This is a genomic window from Geobacillus sp. FSL K6-0789 (assembly GCF_038593135.1).
Classification (GTDB): domain Bacteria; phylum Bacillota; class Bacilli; order Bacillales; family Anoxybacillaceae; genus Geobacillus; species Geobacillus stearothermophilus.
Window position 1 is genome coordinate 273,636 of record NZ_CP151966.1, and the last position, 15,644, is coordinate 289,279.

Sequence of the window (15,644 nt, forward strand, 5' to 3'; positions counted from 1 at the left end):
AGAATGAATTCAAATTTGCATACGGATAGACGAAAGCCCTTCATATAAGCGCAAGAATATGGCTTGCGCGTCTCTACCGGGCCGCCGTAAACGGCCCGACTATGAAGGCAGAAGACGCTGCTATTCTGCCTTCATCCATGTTTTGGGCAACGGCAGCGTTTATTTTTTGGACGGGGTGGAGAACATGAATCAAGAAATGATCGTCGTATTGGACTTCGGAAGCCAATATAACCAACTGATCACCCGCCGCATCCGTGAATTTGGCGTGTACAGCGAATTGCATCCGCATACGATTCGCGCCGACGAGATTCGCGCGTTGAACGCCAAGGGGATCATTTTTTCCGGCGGCCCGAACAGCGTATATGATGAGCAGGCGTTTCGGTGCGACCCGGCGATTTTTGAGCTCGGGCTGCCGATTTTAGGGATTTGCTACGGGATGCAGCTGATGGCGCACCACTTAGGCGGCAAAGTGGAAAAGGCGTCGCACCGCGAGTACGGGAAGGCGCTCATTCAAGTGAAACATGACTCCCTGTTGTTCCACGGTTTGCCGGACGAACAAGTCGTCTGGATGAGCCATGGCGATTTGGTTACCGCTCCGCCTGACGGCTTTGTCGTAGATGCCACAAGCCCTTCCTGCCCGATCGCAGCGATGAGCGATGAACGGCGGAAGTGGTATGGAGTGCAGTTTCATCCCGAAGTGCGCCACTCGGTCTACGGCAACGATTTGTTGAAGAAGTTTGTTTTCGATGTATGCGGCTGCCGGGGCGACTGGACGATGGAAAACTTCATCGATGAGCAGGTGCGTCGCATCCGCGAACAAGTGGGCGAAAAAAGAGTGTTGTGCGCCTTAAGCGGCGGGGTTGACTCGTCGGTTGCGGCTGTATTGGTGCACCGCGCCATCGGCGATCAGCTCACCTGCATTTTTGTTGACCACGGCCTTCTTCGCAAAGGCGAAGCGGAAAGCGTCATGAAGACGTTCCGTGAGCAATTCCAGATGAATGTCATCAAAGTCGATGCGAAAGACCGCTTTTTGGCGAAACTAAAAGGGGTCAAAGATCCGGAACAAAAGCGGAAAATCATCGGCAACGAGTTTATTTACGTCTTTGACGATGAGGCGGCGAAGCTTGAAGGCATTGAATTTTTAGTGCAAGGGACGCTCTATACCGACATTATCGAAAGCGGCACGGCGACGGCGCAAACGATCAAATCGCACCATAACGTCGGCGGTTTGCCGGAAGATATGAAATTCGAACTGATCGAACCGCTCAATACGCTGTTTAAAGACGAAGTGCGCGCTCTTGGCACACAATTAGGCATTCCGGACGAAATCGTTTGGCGCCAGCCGTTCCCGGGTCCGGGGCTTGGCATTCGCGTCCTTGGCGAGGTGACGGAAGAAAAATTGGAAATCGTCCGCGAATCGGATGCGATTTTGCGCGAAGAAGTGAAAAAAGCGGGGTTGGACCGCGACATTTGGCAATATTTCACTGTTCTTCCCGACATCCGCAGCGTCGGGGTGATGGGTGATGCCCGCACGTACGATTATACGGTCGCCATCCGCGCCGTAACCTCGATCGACGGGATGACCGCCGATTGGGCCCGCATTCCGTGGGATGTGCTGGAACGCATTTCAACGCGCATCGTCAACGAAGTGCCGCACGTCAACCGCGTCGTCTACGACATTACAAGCAAGCCTCCGGCGACGATTGAGTGGGAATAAAAACGAACAAAAGACGAGCATTTCCAAAGAAATGTTCGTCTTTTTTTCTTGACAAGCGACCGACAGGCTGATACAATAGCCGTGGAATCATGAATATTGTCGAATTCCGTCGTATAATCCCGGGAATATGGCTCGGGAGTTTCTACCAAGCTACCGTAAATAGCTTGACTACGAGGGATGTGAAATAGAGAGCCGATGTCCTCTCTCTGTTCGTCATTCCTTCTTAGTCAACGCTTCTGGTAGCTGCAGAAGCGTTTTTATTCTTTATAGGGGGGACAGACGTGAGAAAGTATTTTCAGTTTGATGAGCTCGGCACGAATTATCGGACGGAGATCATCGCCGGGCTGACGACGTTTTTGTCGATGGCGTACATTTTGTTCGTCAACCCATTTACCTTGTCGTTAGGGGCGGTGAAAGATTTTCCTGACGAACTGCGCATTGACCAAGGAGCTGTCTTTGTCGCCACGGCTTTGGCGGCGGCATACGGGTCGATTTTAATGGGAGTGCTGGCCCGCTACCCGATCGCCTTGGCGCCGGGGATGGGGCTGAACGCTTTCTTCGCCTTCACGGTCGTCTTGCATATGGGCATTCCGTGGCAAACGGCCTTGGCGGGAGTGTTTGTTTCCGGCATCATTTTTACGATTTTATCGCTCACCGGCGTTCGAGAAAAAATCATCGATGCCATTCCCGTTGAACTGAAATATGCCGTCAGCGCCGGAATTGGGCTGTTCATCACGTTCATCGGCCTGCAAAACGCCGGGATCATTGTGAATAACGACGCCACGCTGGTCGGATTGAGCGATTTGAAAGACGGCAATACGCTGCTCGCCATTTTCGGATTGTTCATCACCGTTGTTTTAATGGTGAAAAAGGTAAACGGCGGCGTCTTTTACGGCATGGTCATTACGGCTGTCGTCGGCATGATCTTCGGTTTAATTGAAGTGCCGAAGCAAATTGTCGGCGCGATTCCGGATATTTCGCCGACGTTCGGCGTCGCGATTGAACACTTGCCGGACATTTTCTCGTGGAAAATGCTTGGCGTCGTTTTGACATTCTTTATCGTTGACTTTTTCGATGCGACTGGCACCCTTCTAGCTGTCGCCAACCAAGCCGGGTTGTTGAAAAACAATAAACTGCCGCGCGCCGGCAAAGCGTTGCTTGTTGACGCGACAGCGGTGATGGTTGGGGCGGTGTTTGGCACATCGACGACGACATCGTATATCGAATCGTCGGCCGGCGTCGCTGCTGGAGGACGCTCCGGGTTTTCCGCGGTCGTGACGGGGATTTTGTTCTTGCTGGCGCTGTTCTTCTCCCCGCTCCTGAGCGTCATTACCGCACCGGTCACCGCACCAGCGCTCATCATCGTCGGGGTGTTGATGGCTTCGTCGATCGGCGAAATTGACTGGAAAAAGTTCGAAGTCGCTGTACCGGCATTCTTCACGCTCATCACGATGCCGCTTTCCTACAGCATCGCCACTGGGATTGCCGTTGGCTTCATCTTCTACCCGATCACGATGATTTTAAAAGGCCGCGCCAAAGACGTGCATCCGCTGTTATATGTGCTGTTTGTCGTCTTTATCTGTTACTTCGTCTTTTTGCGGGAATAGAAGAGGAATAAAGGGCTGTTCCTAAGGCGGATTGGCTGCCGTGGGAACAGTCTTTTTTTTGACAAGAGCGTAGCGGGGACGACAGAGTGTGGAAGGTGATGTGCTATAATGGAAGAAATGATGAAAGGGGAATGAACGATGTTTATCCATCGCTTAGAGGAACATTCATGGCTAAAGTTGCTCACAATGGAAGATGCGGAATCGCTTTTTGCGTTAATTGATTCATGCCGCCCACATTTGCGTCAATGGCTCCCATGGGTGGATTCAACCCAAACAGTAGCGGATTCGAAAACGTTTATCTTTCAAGGGTTGCAGAAGTTTGCTGCTGGAAACGGCTTTGAGGCCGGGATTTGGCACCGCGGCCAATTGGCTGGTGTGATCGGAATTCATTATATGGATCGAGCGAATCGAAAAACGAGCATTGGCTATTGGCTTGGCGAATCGTTTCAAGGAATGGGGCTGATGACGAAAGCATGCAAGGCGTGCATCGACTATTTGTTTACAGAGCAAGGGATGAATCGCGTTGAAATCCGCTGTGCAACAGAAAATCACCGGAGCAGAGCGATTCCAGAACGGCTGGGATTTACAAATGAAGGAACGATTCGAGACGCGGAGTGGCTTTACGATCGTTTTGTCGACCATGTTGTGTACGGGATGCTAGCGAGAGAATGGGAGAAATGTGAATAAGGGGGTTTGGGGGATGCGGAAAAATGGCTCTTCCCCCATAAGGGATTGCATGTCTGATTCCATTGTGAACAATGCCATCATGGTAGTGGTAGTGCCGAAAAGCCATGCACATCTTTAAGGGATCTTGACCGACTCCCTTTGCAAGTGTGAGTAAAATATTTGTGGGTGACATTCCGAAATGATCCCCGACGAGGGTTGCGAACTTTTGTTCGCGACGCTCGTCGGGGCCACCAAGCGAAGCGCGGTAGAAAAAGCAAATGTCGTGAAAAAAGGACTCTCTCCCTGCTATGATGGTGATTGGCAAACCAACCGAAAACAGGAGGGAGAGAGTCCATGAAACATCTTACCACAGAATGGCCTTTATTAAAAGAGCTGGAGGAGCAATTAGTCAGAACTCTTCAAAAGGTGTTCGCTGTCTTGTTGGCGGCCCTTTTGGAGGAGATTGATCAACAACTGGCGGAAGCGCGGGACAAGCGCCGGTATCAGCTGAAAGACAAACGGCCGACTACGATCCAAACGCTGTTTGGAGAAGTGACGTTTCGACGGAACTACTACTATGATCGGCAGGCGGGGGCGTATACCTTCTTGCTGGATGCCGAACTGGGCTTTGATGGAGCGCAGTCGATCAGCCCTTGCCTCGAGGAAACGGCGGTCGAGTTGGCCGTAGAGTGCTCTTCCTACCGCAAAGCGGCCCGTACGTTGGAGTCGATCGTGGGGTATGCGGTCCTAAGCCACGAGGCGATTCGCCAACTGGTGCTGGAGGCCCCTGTCTCGCTGCACCGCCCTGTTTCCCAACGGCACGGCCGAGTGCTATTTGTGGAGGCGGATGGGCTGTTCATTTCCCGCCAGGGGAAAGGGAAACGGGCGAAAGAAGAGAAAATCCTGGCGGTTCACGAGGGATGGAAACGAAACGGTTCGCAGCTCGAGCTCGTGAACCGGCGCCACTACCTCCATGAAGGGGCGGGAGACGTGTGGGAACGGTTTGAAGAGTGGCTGATGAACGAATATGCCTATGATCCGTGCCGGGACCTTTTGATCATCAACGGCGACGCGGCGTCGTGGATCACGGCCTGCCGGGAGTATTTTGGGAAGCGGGCGTGCTTTCAGCTGGATCGATTTCATGTGGCGCGGGAGCTGCGTCAGTGTCTGTCCGGCCATCCGCGTTGGCGGGAGGTGCGGAGGAAGCTGGCGAAACAAGACGAAGAAGGACTTTTGGTCGAGCTGAACAGCGCGGTCGGCACGTTGGGGGACGAAGGCAAAGAACAACAGCTGGCCGCCTTGATTCGCCGGATCGAGTCGATGCCGGGATGCATCCGGGACTATCGGGAGTGGCTGTCGGAGCAAGGGGTGGAGACGACCGGCATGCGTCCGATGGGCCACGCCGAGAGCGTGATGAGCCGGTTTGCGCATCGGGTGAAATCCCGCCGCAGCTGGAAAGACCAAGGGCTTCGGGCGTTTCTGAGGGCGATGGCGGCCCGAATCGACGGGATTTGGCGGAGAAATGGGCAGTTGGTGGAGGAAGAAGAGACCCGAACGGCGGCCTCGGCCTCAACAAAGTCCAAGCGGGTTGAACAGGCCAAACGGAAGGCCGGACGGTTATGGGCAGATGTGGTGCGTCAGAATCTACCGTGTCTGCAGCGGTCATCCGGGACGCCGATCCATCAAGCGTTGTCGGCGCTCCGGGATGGTGGTTGGGTGTAAAAAAATGGAATATCTTATCATCGCCTCAAGATGAGGGATGAGAGTCCGAAAGCGCTTACGATATGAATTCCTGAAAATGGTTCGCTAACTAGTGATTGACAACACCCGTAGTGAACCGAAAAAATGTTCTCCACAAAGTCTTGACTGACTCCCTTTGCAATAAACATTTGACATATCAAAATGGAGATGCTATATTAATAAAGCCGCTTCGATGCGGCAAAAAAAACAAAAAAGAGTGTTGACAAAAAAACGAAAAGATGATACATTATAATAGTCGCTTTTGAGGAAGTAATTCTTCTGGCGATGAAGAGATTGATCGTTCCTTGAAAACTGAACGAAACGAAGCGCGACGAAAAGCGGAGGTCCGCGGGTCACCGCGACGGGCAAATGTTCTTCGCCTGCAAGGGTGCTTGCACCCGGAAGGCGAAGGTTATTTGACCCCGAGCGGCGGCGGACCGAAGCTGGACAATACGAAAAGCGGAGGTCCGCATGGGCCGAAGCAAAAGCCAATCAACTTTCTTTGGAGAGTTTGATCCTGGCTCAGGACGAACGCTGGCGGCGTGCCTAATACATGCAAGTCGAGCGGACCGGATTGGGGCTTGCCTTGATTCGGTCAGCGGCGGACGGGTGAGTAACACGTGGGCAACCTGCCCGCAAGACCGGGATAACTCCGGGAAACCGGAGCTAATACCGGATAACACCGAAGACCGCATGGTCTTCGGTTGAAAGGCGGCCTTTGGGCTGTCACTTGCGGATGGGCCCGCGGCGCATTAGCTAGTTGGTGAGGTAACGGCTCACCAAGGCGACGATGCGTAGCCGGCCTGAGAGGGTGACCGGCCACACTGGGACTGAGACACGGCCCAGACTCCTACGGGAGGCAGCAGTAGGGAATCTTCCGCAATGGGCGAAAGCCTGACGGAGCGACGCCGCGTGAGCGAAGAAGGCCTTCGGGTCGTAAAGCTCTGTTGTGAGGGACGAAGGAGCGCCGTTCGAAGAGGGCGGCGCGGTGACGGTACCTCACGAGAAAGCCCCGGCTAACTACGTGCCAGCAGCCGCGGTAATACGTAGGGGGCGAGCGTTGTCCGGAATTATTGGGCGTAAAGCGCGCGCAGGCGGTCTCTTAAGTCTGATGTGAAAGCCCACGGCTCAACCGTGGAGGGTCATTGGAAACTGGGGGACTTGAGGGCAGGAGAGGAGAGCGGAATTCCACGTGTAGCGGTGAAATGCGTAGAGATGTGGAGGAACACCAGTGGCGAAGGCGGCTCTCTGGCCTGCACCTGACGCTGAGGCGCGAAAGCGTGGGGAGCAAACAGGATTAGATACCCTGGTAGTCCACGCCGTAAACGATGAGTGCTAAGTGTTAGAGGGGTCACACCCTTTAGTGCTGCAGCTAACGCGATAAGCACTCCGCCTGGGGAGTACGGCCGCAAGGCTGAAACTCAAAGGAATTGACGGGGGCCCGCACAAGCGGTGGAGCATGTGGTTTAATTCGAAGCAACGCGAAGAACCTTACCAGGTCTTGACATCCCCTGACAACCCAAGAGATTGGGCGTTCCCCCTTCGGGGGGACAGGGTGACAGGTGGTGCATGGTTGTCGTCAGCTCGTGTCGTGAGATGTTGGGTTAAGTCCCGCAACGAGCGCAACCCTCGCCTCTAGTTGCCAGCATTCGGTTGGGCACTCTAGAGGGACTGCCGGCGACAAGTCGGAGGAAGGTGGGGATGACGTCAAATCATCATGCCCCTTATGACCTGGGCTACACACGTGCTACAATGGGCGGTACAAAGGGCTGCGAACCCGCGAGGGGGAGCGAATCCCAAAAAGCCGCTCTCAGTTCGGATTGCAGGCTGCAACTCGCCTGCATGAAGCCGGAATCGCTAGTAATCGCGGATCAGCATGCCGCGGTGAATACGTTCCCGGGCCTTGTACACACCGCCCGTCACACCACGAGAGCTTGCAACACCCGAAGTCGGTGAGGTAACCCGCAAGGGAGCCAGCCGCCGAAGGTGGGGCAAGTGATTGGGGTGAAGTCGTAACAAGGTAGCCGTACCGGAAGGTGCGGCTGGATCACCTCCTTTCTAAGGACGAAAAGCGGAGGCCGCAATGGCCAACTGTCGATACACAGCGCTTTCGTTTCGTTCAGTTTTGAAGGAATGAGAAATTCCTTCAAAAGCGCCTGTGCCTGCGTCTGCTAGCAGGTTCAGGGAAGCAAGATTCCTCGGCACAAAGCCGCAAGGAAGTTTGTTCAAAGAAGTCGCTTTGCGTCTACAAGTGAATTCAGAGAAGCTGGATTCCTCGACGCAAGACTGCAGAGAAGTGAATTCAATGAAGTAGTCTCGTTTGCGTCTGCGTCTACAAGCGGATTCGGAGAAGCCGAATTCCTCGACGCAAACCAGCGAAGAAGCAGGTTCAAGGCAGCAACTTCGTTCCTTGAAAACTAGATAACCGGAAAAGCGGAGGCTCGCGGGTCGCCGCGATGGGCAAATGTTCTTCGCCTGCAAGGGTGCTTGCACCCGGAAGGCAAAGGTTATTTGACCCCGAGCGGCGGCGAGCCGACGCTAGACAATAAGGAAGAAGCCGAGAGCGCTGTAGGTTAAGCTAGAAAGGGCGCACGGTGGATGCCTTGGCACTAGGAGCCGATGAAGGACGGGGCAAACGCCGAAACGCTCCGGGGAGCTGTAAGCAAGCGTTGATCCGGAGATGTCCGAATGGGGGAACCCACTGTCCGTAATGGGGCAGTATCCATGCCTGAATCCATAGGGCATGGAGGGCACACCCGGGGAACTGAAACATCTTAGTACCCGGAGGAGAAGAAAGCAAACGCGATTCCCTGAGTAGCGGCGAGCGAAACGGGAACAGCCCAAACCAAGAGGCGTGCCTCTTGGGGTTGTAGGACCGCTCATTGTGGGAGTGAGAAAGGAACGGGGTAGACGAACCGGTCTGGAACGGCCGGCCAGAGAAGGTGACAGCCCTGTAGTCGAAACTTCGTTCCCTCCCGAGCGGATCCTGAGTACGGCGGGACACGGGAAATCCCGTCGGAAGCAGGGAGGACCATCTCCCAAGGCTAAATACTCCCTAGTGACCGATAGTGCACCAGTACCGTGAGGGAAAGGTGAAAAGCACCCCGGAAGGGGAGTGAAAGAGAACCTGAAACCGTGTGCCTACAAGTAGTCAGAGCGCGTTCATGCGTGATGGCGTGCCTTTTGTAGAATGAACCGGCGAGTGACGATGGCGTGCGAGGTTAAGCCGAAGAGGCGGAGCCGCAGCGAAAGCGAGTCTGAACAGGGCGAAAAGTACGTCGTCGTCGACCCGAAACCAGGTGATCTACCCATGTCCAGGGTGAAGGCCGGGTAACACCGGCTGGAGGCCCGAACCCACGCACGTTGAAAAGTGCGGGGATGAGGTGTGGGTAGGGGTGAAATGCCAATCGAACTTGGAGATAGCTGGTTCTCCCCGAAATAGCTTTAGGGCTAGCCTCGGGATGGAGAGTGTTGGAGGTAGAGCACTGATTGGGCTAGGGGCCCTCATCGGGTTACCGAACCCAGTCAAACTCCGAATGCCAACGACTTATGCCCGGGAGTCAGACTGCGAGTGATAAGATCCGTGGTCGAGAGGGAAACAGCCCAGATCGCCAGCTAAGGCCCCAAAGTGCACGTTCAGTGGAAAAGGATGTGGAGTTGCAAAGACAACCAGGATGTTGGCTTAGAAGCAGCCACCATTTAAAGAGTGCGTAATAGCTCACTGGTCGAGTGACTCTGCGCCGAAAATGTACCGGGGCTAAACGTGCCGCCGAAGCTGCGGGATGACCGTTGGTCATCGGTAGGGGAGCGTTCTAAGGGCGTTGAAGCCAGACCGGAAGGACTGGTGGAGCGCTTAGAAGTGAGAATGCCGGTATGAGTAGCGAAAACAGAGGTGAGAATCCTCTGCGCCGAAAGCCTAAGGGTTCCTGAGGAAGGTTCGTCCGCTCAGGGTTAGTCGGGACCTAAGCCGAGGCCGAAAGGCGTAGGTGATGGACAACAGGTTGAGATTCCTGTACCACCTCCTTCCCGTTTGAGCGATGGGGGGACGCAGGAGGATAGGGCGAGCAGGCGGCTGGAAGAGCCTGTCCAAGCCGCAAGGCTGATCCGTAGGCAAATCCGCGGATTGTAAGGCCAAGCGGTGATGGCGACGGAGTCATCCGGAAGTCCCCGATTTCACACTGCCAAGAAAAGCCTCTAGCGAGGGAAGAGGTGCCCGTACCGCAAACCGACACAGGTAGGCGAGGAGAGAATCCTAAGGCGCGCGGGAGAACTCTCGTTAAGGAACTCGGCAAAATGACCCCGTAACTTCGGGAGAAGGGGTGCTCGTTTGGGTGAAGAGCCCGAACGAGCCGCAGTGAAAAGGCCCAAGCGACTGTTTATCAAAAACACAGGTCTCTGCGAAGCCGAAAGGCGACGTATAGGGGCTGACACCTGCCCGGTGCTGGAAGGTTAAGGGGAGCGCTTAGCGGAAGCGAAGGTGCGAACCGAAGCCCCAGTAAACGGCGGCCGTAACTATAACGGTCCTAAGGTAGCGAAATTCCTTGTCGGGTAAGTTCCGACCCGCACGAAAGGTGTAACGACTTGGGCGCTGTCTCAACGAGAGACCCGGTGAAATTATACTACCTGTGAAGATGCAGGTTACCCGCGACAGGACGGAAAGACCCCGTGGAGCTTTACTGCAGCCTGATATGGAATTTTGGTATCGCTTGTACAGGATAGGTGGGAGCCTGGGAAGCCGGAGCGCCAGCTTCGGTGGAGGCGGCGGTGGGATACCACCCTGGCGATATTGAAATTCTAACCCGCACCCCTTAGCGGGGTGGGAGACAGTGTCAGGCGGGCAGTTTGACTGGGGCGGTCGCCTCCCAAAAGGTAACGGAGGCGCCCAAAGGTTCCCTCAGAATGGTTGGAAATCATTCGGAGAGTGCAAAGGCACAAGGGAGCTTGACTGCGAGACGGACAGGTCGAGCAGGGACGAAAGTCGGGCTTAGTGATCCGGTGGTTCCGCATGGAAGGGCCATCGCTCAACGGATAAAAGCTACCCCGGGGATAACAGGCTGATCTCCCCCAAGAGTCCACATCGACGGGGAGGTTTGGCACCTCGATGTCGGCTCATCGCATCCTGGGGCTGTAGTCGGTCCCAAGGGTTGGGCTGTTCGCCCATTAAAGCGGTACGCGAGCTGGGTTCAGAACGTCGTGAGACAGTTCGGTCCCTATCCGTCGCGGGCGCAGGAAATTTGAGAGGAGCTGTCCTTAGTACGAGAGGACCGGGATGGACGCACCGCTGGTGTACCAGTTGTCCCGCCAGGGGCACCGCTGGGTAGCTATGTGCGGACGGGATAAGCGCTGAAAGCATCTAAGCGTGAAGCCCCCCTCAAGATGAGATTTCCCACCGCGTCAGGCGGGTAAGATCCCTCGAAGATGACGAGGTCGATAGGTCCGAGGTGGAAGCGTGGCGACACGTGGAGCTGACGGATACTAATCGATCGAGGGCTTAACCTAACAAGAAAAGTGGAGGCCGCCTGCTTATCGGCGAGGCGCGCTGGAGGGCCTGCGAGCGGGCTTAGCCCGCCGCAGCAGGACCGAAGCGTCGCGAGCCGATGGCGGCCGGAACTAGACAGCGAAAAGCGGCGGCGAGCCGGAGCTAGACAATGAAAAGTGAAAGCGTCCCGGCTTCTTCCCGAAACGGTTATCTAGTTTTGAAGGAATGACTTTCCTTCTTGACAACATTTATTTTTTAAGTATAATAAATGATGTCGAAACTGAATCGCTTGCCTAGTGGTGATAGCGGAGGGGAAACACCCGTTCCCATCCCGAACACGGAAGTTAAGCCCTCCAGCGCCGATGGTAGTTGGGGCCAGCGCCCCTGCAAGAGTAGGTCGCTGCTAGGCAGGCAAAAATGAGGGAGCTGTTTGGTTCTCTCATTTTTTTGCCTATTTCAAATGAGTCATTTTGAATGACGCCATTTTTAATCCTCTCCCCCAAAATGTAAAGCGTGATCATCGTTTCCTAGACCCCCTTTTTCATAAAAGCGATAGGAAACGGAAACTCCCGAAAGGGTGTCCTGCACGCCATGGGACACCCTCTTTTTTTATATGCGGCGGTTGACGGTCTGCTGCCTATTGGGACGATCATTCCCCTTTTTTAATCATAATTTTCTTTTTGGGTTCTTCGGGAATGAGGCGATGCAAGTGAATGAAGAGCAGGCCGTGATGGTATGTCGCTTCAATGCGGTCCTCTTTGACCGGGAATGGCAGTGGAACGGTTTTTTCAAACCGGCCTTGGAAAATGCCTTCTTCTACTAATTCAAACCCTTTAAAGTTGAGATTGACTGTCGCCTTCACTTCCAGCGTTTTGTATGATACATACACTTCCGCGTCCTCGATTTTTTTCAGTCCGGGAAGGCTAATGACGATGAGCAGTTCGTTGTCTTTCTTGTATAGGTTCATGCCGGATGATGATTTGTTTGCCGACGGCAGCAACGGCTGAATGCTCCCCCAAAAATCGGTTTGGAAAAACTGCTCCCAATGCTTTGTCCAATCGGAAAACGGTGTGAACGGGTTTTGATCAGCCATGGCGTTTCCCTCCTCTGCTCCTTCATCATATGCCGCCCCGTCTGTTTGGTGATTGATAAAATACGAACATTTCCTTTTCAAAAATATTAAATGTTCGATTTTGCCTTGACACTTTGTTTCAAAACTTGTTAATATAAAAGTAGCTTCATAGTGTATCGCAATGTCCCTCATATAATTTTGGGAATATGGCCCAAAAGTCTCTACCCAATCACCGTAAATGATTGGACTATGAGGGAAAGGATCGGTTTTGGCTTTTTTTTTCGATCAGCAACTGTCAAAGCCCAGAACGATACTTTCCCTCGTTTATGAACGGGAACGCATGTTCTGGGTTTTGTTGTGCTAGCAAAAGGAGTGAAACGGTATGAGCCCGCTCGTTGGGGTGATCATGGGAAGCCATTCGGATTGGGAAACGATGAAACATGCTTGCGCTATTTTGGCGGAATTGGGTGTTCCGTTTGAGAAAAAAGTCGTATCGGCGCACCGGACGCCGGATGAGATGTTTCGGTATGCGGAGACAGCCGAGGAGCGCGGCATCCGCGTGATCATTGCCGGCGCTGGCGGAGCGGCTCACTTGCCGGGGATGATCGCGGCGAAAACGACGCTGCCGGTGATTGGGGTGCCCGTGCAGTCAAAAGCATTGAATGGACTGGATTCGTTATTGTCGATTGTGCAAATGCCAGGCGGGGTGCCGGTGGCGACGGTGGCGATCGGCAAGGCGGGGGCGACCAACGCCGGACTGCTCGCCGCATCGATTCTTGGACTGCTTGAGCCACGCTATATGGAGGCGCTCAAAGCGCGGCGGGAAGCGATTCGCAAACAAATCGTAGAAAGCAGTGATCAATTTGACTAAGCAACGGATCGTTCCTGGGCAGACGATCGGCATCATCGGCGGGGGGCAGCTCGGGCGGATGATGGCTTTGGCGGCGCGCGAGATGGGTTTTCGCATCGCCGTGCTCGACCCAACGCCTGACTCCCCGTGCGGGCAAGTGGCCGATGTGGAGATTACGGCGCCTTATCATGATTTGGACGCCATCGCTGAACTGGCCCGCGTGAGCGATGTCATTACGTACGAATTTGAAAATATCGATGCGCGAGCGCTTGAGTGGCTGGAGGCAAACGCCTATGTCCCGCAAGGAAGCCGACTGCTTGCGGTGACGCAAGACCGGGCGCTGGAGAAAGCGGCGATCGTTGATGCCAGCTTGCCGGTGGCGCCCTATGTCGAAGTGAATGGAGCGGAGGAACTTGAACAGGCCGTTCAGACGATCGGTTTCCCGTGCGTCTTGAAAACGCGGCGCGGCGGCTACGACGGCAAAGGACAATATGTGCTGCGCGGCGAAGGCGATCTAGCCAAAGCGGCTGATTTGCTTGGGCTTGGCCCATGCATTTTGGAAGGCTGGGTGCCGTTTGTGAAGGAAATGTCGGTCATTGTCGCCCGCAACCTCGATGGTGAGACGGCTGTTTTTCCAGTGGCGGAAAATATTCATATCGAGAACATTTTGCATCAAACGATCGTTCCGGCTCGAATTCCGGAAAGCGTGCAAGAGCGGGCCATTCGCTACGCGGAAGTGTTGGCCGCATCGTTTTCGCTCGTTGGGACGCTGGCGGTGGAAATGTTTTTGACTGCGGACGGGGATATTTATATTAATGAGCTGGCCCCTAGACCGCACAACTCCGGACATTATACAATCAATGCATGCGCGACGTCGCAGTTTGCCCAGCACATCCGCGCCGTCTGCAACTGGCCGCTCGGATCGACCGAATTGTTGAAGCCGGCGGTGATGGTCAATATTTTAGGCGAGCACGTCGAGCCGGTCATTCGGCATATCGGTGCGTTCGACGGGGGGACCTACGTCCATCTGTACGGCAAACACGAAGCGAAGCCGAAGCGGAAAATGGGGCATGTGACGGTGCTGGCAGACGATGTCGAGGCGGCGTTGGCGAGAATCGAATCGTGGCAAATTTGGCATGATCGGAGGCTGGAACGAGGATGATTGAACGTTACACAAGACCGGAAATGGGAGCGATTTGGACCGAGGAAAACCGCTTTAAGGCATGGCTTGAGGTGGAACTGCTCGCGTGCGAGGCGTGGGCCGAGCTTGGCGTCATCCCAAAAGAAGATGTCCGCCGCCTGCGTGAAAACGCGTCGTTTGACGTCAACCGCATTAAGGAAATCGAAGAAGAAACGCGCCACGATGTCGTCGCCTTCACCCGCGCCGTTTCTGAGACGCTTGGGGAAGAACGAAAATGGGTGCATTATGGTCTCACGTCGACCGATGTCGTCGATACGGCGCTCGGCTACTTGTTAAAGCAGGCGAACGCGATTTTGCGGCGTGATTTGGAAAACTTCATTCAAGTGCTGAAAGAGAAAGCGCGCGAACATAAATACACGGTCATGATGGGGCGCACGCACGGCGTTCATGCCGAACCGACGACGTTCGGGCTGAAGCTGGCGCTTTGGTATGCCGAGATGGTGCGAAATTTGGAGCGGTTTGAACAAGCTGCCAAGATGGTGGAAGTCGGGAAAATTTCCGGCGCAGTCGGCACGTACGCCAACGTGGATCCGTTTGTGGAGCAGTATGTGTGTGAAAAACTCGGCTTGACGCCGGCGCCGATTTCGACGCAGACGCTGCAGCGCGACCGCCACGCTTACTATATGGCGACATTGGCCTTAATTGCGACATCGATTGAAAAATTTGCCGTCGAGATTCGCGGCTTGCAAAAAAGCGAAGTCCGCGAAGTCGAAGAGTTTTTTGCCAAAGGACAAAAAGGCTCATCAGCGATGCCGCATAAGCGCAATCCGATCGGTTCGGAAAATATGACCGGCATGGCGCGCGTCATTCGCGGGTATATGGTGACGGCGTATGAAAATGTGCCGCTTTGGCATGAGCGCGACATTTCCCATTCGTCGGCTGAGCGCATCATTTTGCCGGATGCGACGATCGCGTTGAACTATATGCTGAATCGGTTCGCGAACATTGTGAAAAACTTGTTGGTCTACCCGGAAAATATGAAGAAAAATATGGAGCGCACGTTCGGGCTCATTTACTCGCAACGCGTGTTGCTCGCTTTGATTGACAAAGGGATGACGCGCGAGGAAGCGTACGATTTGGTGCAGCCGAAAGCGATGGAAGCGTGGGAGCGACAAGTGCCGTTCCGCTCGCTGCTTGAGGCGGATGAGCGGATTACAAGCCGGCTCACCAAAGAGGAACTCGATGATTGCTTTGACTACCGCCATCATTTGAAACACGTCGATACGATTTTTGCCCGCTTAGGATTGGATTGAGCAGAAAACGGCTGGCTTTGGGCCGGCTGTCCGAGCGGAAAATTTTCAATCTTCTGGAT

8 protein-coding genes, 3 rRNA genes and 3 riboswitches are annotated in these 15,644 nt (G+C 54.4%); of the genes, 10 read left to right on the plus strand and 1 reads right to left on the minus strand.

Going from position 1 to position 15,644, the window contains the following annotated elements:
- Window positions 1–20: 20 nt before the first annotated feature.
- Window positions 21–122: riboswitch (purine riboswitch) on the plus strand.
- Between the two features lie 62 nt (window positions 123–184).
- The 7 genes from guaA to rrf all read left to right on the plus strand — a co-directional run bounded on the left by guaA (window position 185) and on the right by rrf (window position 11,618).
- A complete protein-coding gene (guaA, locus tag NSQ51_RS01500; protein WP_033016815.1) occupies window positions 185–1,717 on the plus strand; it encodes a glutamine-hydrolyzing GMP synthase in 1,533 nt (510 codons plus the stop codon).
- An 89-nt stretch (window positions 1,718–1,806) separates the two neighbouring features.
- A riboswitch (purine riboswitch) is annotated at window positions 1,807–1,908 on the plus strand.
- 90 nt (window positions 1,909–1,998) lie between these two features.
- Window positions 1,999–3,324, plus strand: coding sequence for an NCS2 family permease (locus NSQ51_RS01505; protein WP_049625455.1), 1,326 nt, complete (start codon window positions 1,999–2,001; stop codon window positions 3,322–3,324).
- A 138-nt stretch (window positions 3,325–3,462) separates the two neighbouring features.
- Window positions 3,463–4,011: a GNAT family protein gene (locus tag NSQ51_RS01510; protein ID WP_033016802.1), complete on the plus strand. Its 549-nt coding sequence runs from the start codon at window positions 3,463–3,465 to the stop codon at window positions 4,009–4,011.
- A gap of 333 nt (window positions 4,012–4,344) precedes the next feature.
- Window positions 4,345–5,712: an ISLre2-like element ISGsp3 family transposase gene (locus NSQ51_RS01515; RefSeq protein WP_342462722.1), complete on the plus strand. Its 1,368-nt coding sequence runs from the start codon at window positions 4,345–4,347 to the stop codon at window positions 5,710–5,712.
- A gap of 517 nt (window positions 5,713–6,229) precedes the next feature.
- Window positions 6,230–7,788, plus strand: a 16S ribosomal RNA gene (locus NSQ51_RS01520).
- 513 nt (window positions 7,789–8,301) lie between these two features.
- Window positions 8,302–11,229, plus strand: a 23S ribosomal RNA gene (locus NSQ51_RS01525).
- A gap of 272 nt (window positions 11,230–11,501) precedes the next feature.
- Window positions 11,502–11,618, plus strand: a 5S ribosomal RNA gene (gene rrf, locus NSQ51_RS01530).
- Together the 16S, 23S and 5S rRNA genes form the textbook arrangement of a ribosomal RNA operon.
- A gap of 240 nt (window positions 11,619–11,858) precedes the next feature.
- Here rrf and NSQ51_RS01535 read toward each other — a convergent pair.
- A complete protein-coding gene (locus NSQ51_RS01535) occupies window positions 11,859–12,302 on the minus strand; it encodes an Hsp20/alpha crystallin family protein (protein ID WP_049624736.1) in 444 nt (147 codons plus the stop codon).
- Window positions 12,303–12,449: 147 nt separating this feature from the next.
- Window positions 12,450–12,551, plus strand: a riboswitch (purine riboswitch).
- A 112-nt stretch (window positions 12,552–12,663) separates the two neighbouring features.
- On the opposite strand from NSQ51_RS01535, the gene purE reads away from it, so the two are divergent.
- The 3 genes from purE to purB are packed head-to-tail and all read left to right on the plus strand — an operon-like array spanning window position 12,664 to window position 15,585.
- On the plus strand, window positions 12,664–13,152 hold the full coding sequence (gene purE, locus NSQ51_RS01540) for a 5-(carboxyamino)imidazole ribonucleotide mutase (RefSeq protein WP_011229766.1): 489 nt from the start codon (window positions 12,664–12,666) through the stop codon (window positions 13,150–13,152).
- Window positions 13,145–14,293, plus strand: a complete 1,149-nt coding sequence (gene purK / locus NSQ51_RS01545) for a 5-(carboxyamino)imidazole ribonucleotide synthase (protein WP_011229767.1) — start codon at window positions 13,145–13,147, stop codon at window positions 14,291–14,293. The genes purE and purK overlap by 8 nt, the downstream gene beginning before the upstream one ends.
- Window positions 14,290–15,585: an adenylosuccinate lyase gene (purB, locus tag NSQ51_RS01550; RefSeq protein WP_049624735.1), complete on the plus strand. Its 1,296-nt coding sequence runs from the start codon at window positions 14,290–14,292 to the stop codon at window positions 15,583–15,585. Before purK ends, purB begins: the two co-directional genes overlap by 4 nt.
- Window positions 15,586–15,644: the final 59 nt, after the last annotated feature.

Bases quoted from the DNA above. Each gene is read 5' to 3' on its own strand.
- NSQ51_RS01510 (WP_033016802.1), top strand. From the start codon at position 3,463: ATGTTTATCCATCGCTTAGAGGAACATTCATGGCTAAAGTTGCTCACA.
- purB (WP_049624735.1), top strand. From the start codon at position 14,290: ATGATTGAACGTTACACAAGACCGGAAATGGGAGCGATTTGGACCGAG.
- NSQ51_RS01535 (WP_049624736.1), bottom strand. From the start codon at position 12,302: ATGGCTGATCAAAACCCGTTCACACCGTTTTCCGATTGGACAAAGCAT.
- NSQ51_RS01515 (WP_342462722.1), top strand. From the start codon at position 4,345: ATGAAACATCTTACCACAGAATGGCCTTTATTAAAAGAGCTGGAGGAG.
- purE (WP_011229766.1), top strand. From the start codon at position 12,664: ATGAGCCCGCTCGTTGGGGTGATCATGGGAAGCCATTCGGATTGGGAA.
- guaA (WP_033016815.1), top strand. From the start codon at position 185: ATGAATCAAGAAATGATCGTCGTATTGGACTTCGGAAGCCAATATAAC.